The organism is Mesorhizobium sp. M6A.T.Ce.TU.002.03.1.1 (assembly GCF_003997275.1).
Classification (GTDB): Bacteria; Pseudomonadota; Alphaproteobacteria; order Rhizobiales; family Rhizobiaceae; genus Mesorhizobium; species Mesorhizobium mediterraneum.
This window is the reverse complement of record NZ_RZTI01000237.1, coordinates 1-4,110: the sequence shown is the minus strand read 5'-3', so window position 1 is coordinate 4,110 and position 4,110 is coordinate 1. Positions and strand designations below refer to the sequence as shown.

Genomic DNA, 4,110 nt, shown 5'->3' with positions numbered 1-4,110 from the left:
GCTTTCAGGCGTCGCCGGCATGGTCCGCCAGGCCGGGCTGAAGCTTTCGGCCATAGCCGTCTCGCCTTCGGTCGACCGGCAGTCGACGCCGCCGGGCAGCGCATGGCCTGAATGCCCGCCGCTCGAAGACATCTATTCTGCCGCCCGCCGCGCCTTTCCCGATATCCGCCTCGGTGGCGGCATGTTCAGCTATTTCACTGAGTTGAACCGTAAGCGCGTCCCGGCCGGCCAGCTCGATTTCGTCACCCATTGCACCTGCCCGATCGTGCACGCCGCCGACGATCTCAGCGTCATGCAATCGTTGGAGGCGCTGCCTTTCATCACCGCCTCGACGCGGGCGATCTTCGGGCCAACACCCTACCGGATCGGCCCGTCGACCATCGCCATGCGCCAGAACCCCTATGGCGGCGCGACCAAGGCCAATCTGCAAGGTCAGCGCATCGCCATGGCCGACCGCGATCCACGCCATGCAGGCCAGTTCGGAGCTGCTTGGACAATCGGCTATGCGGCGCGTGTCGCGCCGGCCGGGCTGGAGATGCTCACGCTTTGCAGCTTCACCGGACCATTTGGCGTGCTGGCGGCATCCGGGGAACCTGTCGGCGAAGATGAACCCCGGCCGATCTTCCAGTCCGTGCAGGGGCTTTGCCAACTGGCCGGCTTCAGGCACGTAGCGGCGAGGACGAGCGATGAGACGCGGGTGCTCACGCTGGCAGCCCGTTCTGCCTCGGGCAAGACCGTCATGTGGCTAGCGAACCTGACGGCGAGCGAAGTGACGGTCGATATTTCCGGGTTCGAACGACGCCACCTTGTGATGACGCCTTACGCGATCACTCGGATCGGGTGATCAGTTGCCGGAATTCATCACATAGAGCGCGCGCGAGCGCTCGAGGTGCTTGATCATTGCCTTCTCGGCGCCGTCCGCATCCTTCTGCTCGATGCGCCCGATGATCTCTTCATGCTCGGTCAGCGTGAACTTTTCCTTGCCGGTCCAGATCAGCATTTCGGTATGATATTCCTTCAGCCAGCCCAGCATCGCTTCGCTGACCGCGACGTAGATCGGGTTGCCGGATATTGCCGCGATCTGGGTATGAAACTTCATGTCGGCCGATATGAAGGCCTCGGAATCGCCGCGAAAGCTCCGCTGTTCGGCAACGGTTGCGCGCAACCGCTGAACGTCCTCGGCAGTGGCTTTTTCTGCGGCTTCCCTGACCATGCCGCGCTCGAAGAAGATGCGCGCGTTCTTGAGGTGCTCCAGCGTGTCCTTCGACGACGACAGGATGATCTTGGCCGCGCCGTCGACCTGTTTGATGATAGACTTGGCGGTCAGCTGAAGCACTTTCGCCCGCTCGCCATGCGAGATCGCCACGAGACCCATATTGCTCAACGCCTGCATCGCTTCGCGGATCGCCGGCCTGCCGACCTCGAAGCGCTCCATCAGCTCGCGCTCCGACGGCATGTCATCGCCCGGCTGCAATTCGCCGCTGGTGATCAAGCGCTTCAGTCTCAAAAATACTTCGTCGGAAAGCTTGCGCCGGACGATCGGCTCCGAACGGTTCATCGTCGCGAATCACTCCTTTGACCGGTGTCTGTTTAGCATTGTCGCCACGATTCCCGGAATGCCTGCCCAAGCGGATATCGCTTGCAATACTTATGTACTCATTATACCAGATTTCAAAGATCAGGGAACTTTTTTCGAACTATGATCACCCTCACCTATCGCATCGAGACCTCGGCTAGCATCGAGGCGTTGGCGGCCAAGATCGCCAGCGACCAGTCGACCGGAACCTTCGTCGCGCTGGCCGGCGAGACCGAAGAGCTCAAGGCCCGGGTGGCGGCGCGCGTCCTGGCGATACGGCCTCTGCCGGACGGCGATCGCCCGTCCCTCCCCGAGGCCAGCGACGGACCCTTCAAGCGCGCCGATGTCGACATCGCGTTTCCGCTCGATGCCATCGGCACCGACCTTTCGGCGCTGATGACCATCGCCATCGGCGGCGCCTTTTCGATCAAGGGGCTGTCCGGCATTCGCATCGTCGATCTGAAGCTGCCGGAGGAATACAGGGGCGCGCATCCAGGTCCGCAATTCGGCGTCAAAGGCAGCCGCCGGCTGACCGGTGTCACCGATCGCCCGATCATCGGGACGATCGTCAAGCCGGCGCTTGGATTGCGCCCGCACGAGACGGCCTCAATGGTGGATGAGCTGATCGCCGCCGGCGTCGATTTCATCAAGGACGACGAGAAGCTGATGAGCCCGGCCTATTCGGCTCTGTCGGAACGGGTCAAGGCAATCATGCCGCTGGTCCTCGACCACGAGCAGAAGACCGGCAAAAAGGTCATGTATGCCTTCGGCATCTCGCATGCCGACCCCGACGAGATGATGCGAAACCACGATCTGGTGGCGAAGGCCGGCGGCAATTGCGCCGTGGTCAACATCAACTCCGTCGGCTTCGGCGGCATGGCCTTCCTCAGAAAGCGCTCCAGCCTGGTGATCCACGCCCACCGCAACGGCTGGGACATTCTCACCCGCCACCCCGGCCTCGGCATGGACTTCAAGGTCTGGCAGCAATTCTGGCGGCTGCTCGGCGTCGATCAGTTCCAGATCAACGGCATCGCCTCGAAATACTGGGAGCCGGACTGGTCCTTCGTCGAGTCCTTCAGGGCGGTGACCACCCCGATCTTTTCGCCTGATGATTGCGCGCTACCGGTGGCCGGCTCCGGCCAGTGGGGCGGACAGGCCCCCGAAACCTTTGAGCGAACCGGCCGAACGGTCGATCTTCTCTATCTCTGCGGCGGCGGCATCGTCAGCCATCCAGACGGGCCGGGTGCCGGCGTCCGCGCCGTGCAGCAAGCCTGGCAGGCGGCGGTCGATGGCATCCCGCTGGCGGAGTTCGCCCTGACCCATCCCGAATTGGCTCGGTCGATCGAGAAATTCGGCGACGGCAAAGCGGCCTGAGCAGCGACGCTATGCAAAACCTGCTTCTCAGTTATTATGGCGACGACCTCACCGGCTCGACCGACGTCATGGAGGCGCTTGAGCTCGGCGGTATGCCGACCGTGCTGTTCATGCACCAGCCGGACGAGGCCCTGCTTTCGCAGTTCAGGCATTGCCGTGCCATCGGCCTCGCCGGCACCAGCCGAAGCGAGACGCCGCAGTGGATGGACACGCATCTGCGGGGCGCCTTCGCCTGGCTGAAGACCCTGAACGCCGATATCTGCCACTACAAGGTCTGCTCGACCTTCGATTCCAGCCCGGCGATCGGCAGCATCGGCCGGGCCATCGAGATCGGCCGCTCGGTTTTCAGCCAAGCCAGCGTGCCGCTGGTGGTCGGCGCGCCGCAGCTCAAGCGCTACACCGCCTTCGGCCATCTGTTTGCGGCCTACCGCGAAAAATATTTCCGTATCGATCGCCATCCCGTGATGAGCCGCCACCCGACCACGCCGATGGATGAGTCGGACCTGCTGATCCATCTGTCGCGCCAGACGGATCTCAGCTCGGGCCTGGTCGACCTAGCGACGCTGCAGTCGGCGTTCCGCTCGGAAGCGTTCGATCGCCTGATCGAGAATGGCAGCGATATCGTGCTCTTGGATGTCGACAGCCGCGAGACTCAGGCGCTTGCGGGCAAGGAGATATGGCGCGTTCGCAGGCCTGGCGGCACTTTCGTCGTCGGCTCTTCGGGCATCGAATATGCGCTGCTGGCTGAATGGGCGTCTGACGGGATTGTCCGTGCCGAGCCCGGCTTTTCGCCCCCGGGTGCGGCCGACCGGATCGCGGTGGTCTCGGGCAGTTGCTCGCCGACAACGGAGCGGCAGATACGGCATGCTTTGACGGACGGTTTCGACGGGATCGAGGTGGATCCTATCGAACTGGTTTCCGAAGCCTCCAGCGACGCGATTGCGCGCGCGGTCTTCACCGGACGCGCCAGCCTGGAAGCCGGGCGCAGCGTCGTCCTCTATACGGCGCTTGGACCAACAGCCGACCGTGGCGCCGAAATCGACCGGCAGGAAGGCGCCCGCCATAAGCTTGGCCGCGGCCTCGGCGAACTTCTTCGCAAGCTGACGATCGAGCAGAAATTGCAGCGCGTGGTCATCGCCGGCGGCGACACGTCGAGCCAC

At 63.4% G+C, this 4,110-nt stretch carries 3 protein-coding genes and 1 pseudogene; 3 read left to right on the top strand and 1 reads right to left on the bottom strand.

Annotated elements, in window-relative coordinates:
- Positions 1-844 (top strand): annotated as a pseudogene (locus EOC93_RS32815) (hypothetical protein); the annotation flags it as partial.
- On the opposite strand, the gene EOC93_RS32810 reads toward EOC93_RS32815, so the two are convergent.
- On the bottom strand, positions 845-1,558 hold the full coding sequence (locus tag EOC93_RS32810; RefSeq protein ID WP_126103384.1) for a transcriptional regulator NanR: 714 nt from the start codon (positions 1,556-1,558) through the stop codon (positions 845-847).
- 141 nt (positions 1,559-1,699) lie between these two features.
- Here EOC93_RS32810 and oiaX point away from each other — a divergent pair, with 141 nt between their 5' ends.
- Both oiaX and EOC93_RS32800 read left to right on the top strand, forming a co-directional pair.
- On the top strand, positions 1,700-2,950 hold the full coding sequence (oiaX, locus tag EOC93_RS32805) for a 3-oxo-isoapionate-4-phosphate decarboxylase OiaX (protein ID WP_127206685.1): 1,251 nt from the start codon (positions 1,700-1,702) through the stop codon (positions 2,948-2,950).
- A gap of 11 nt (positions 2,951-2,961) precedes the next feature.
- The coding region (locus tag EOC93_RS32800) for a four-carbon acid sugar kinase family protein (protein ID WP_164759382.1) at positions 2,962-4,110 on the top strand (1,149 nt) is incomplete at its 3' end.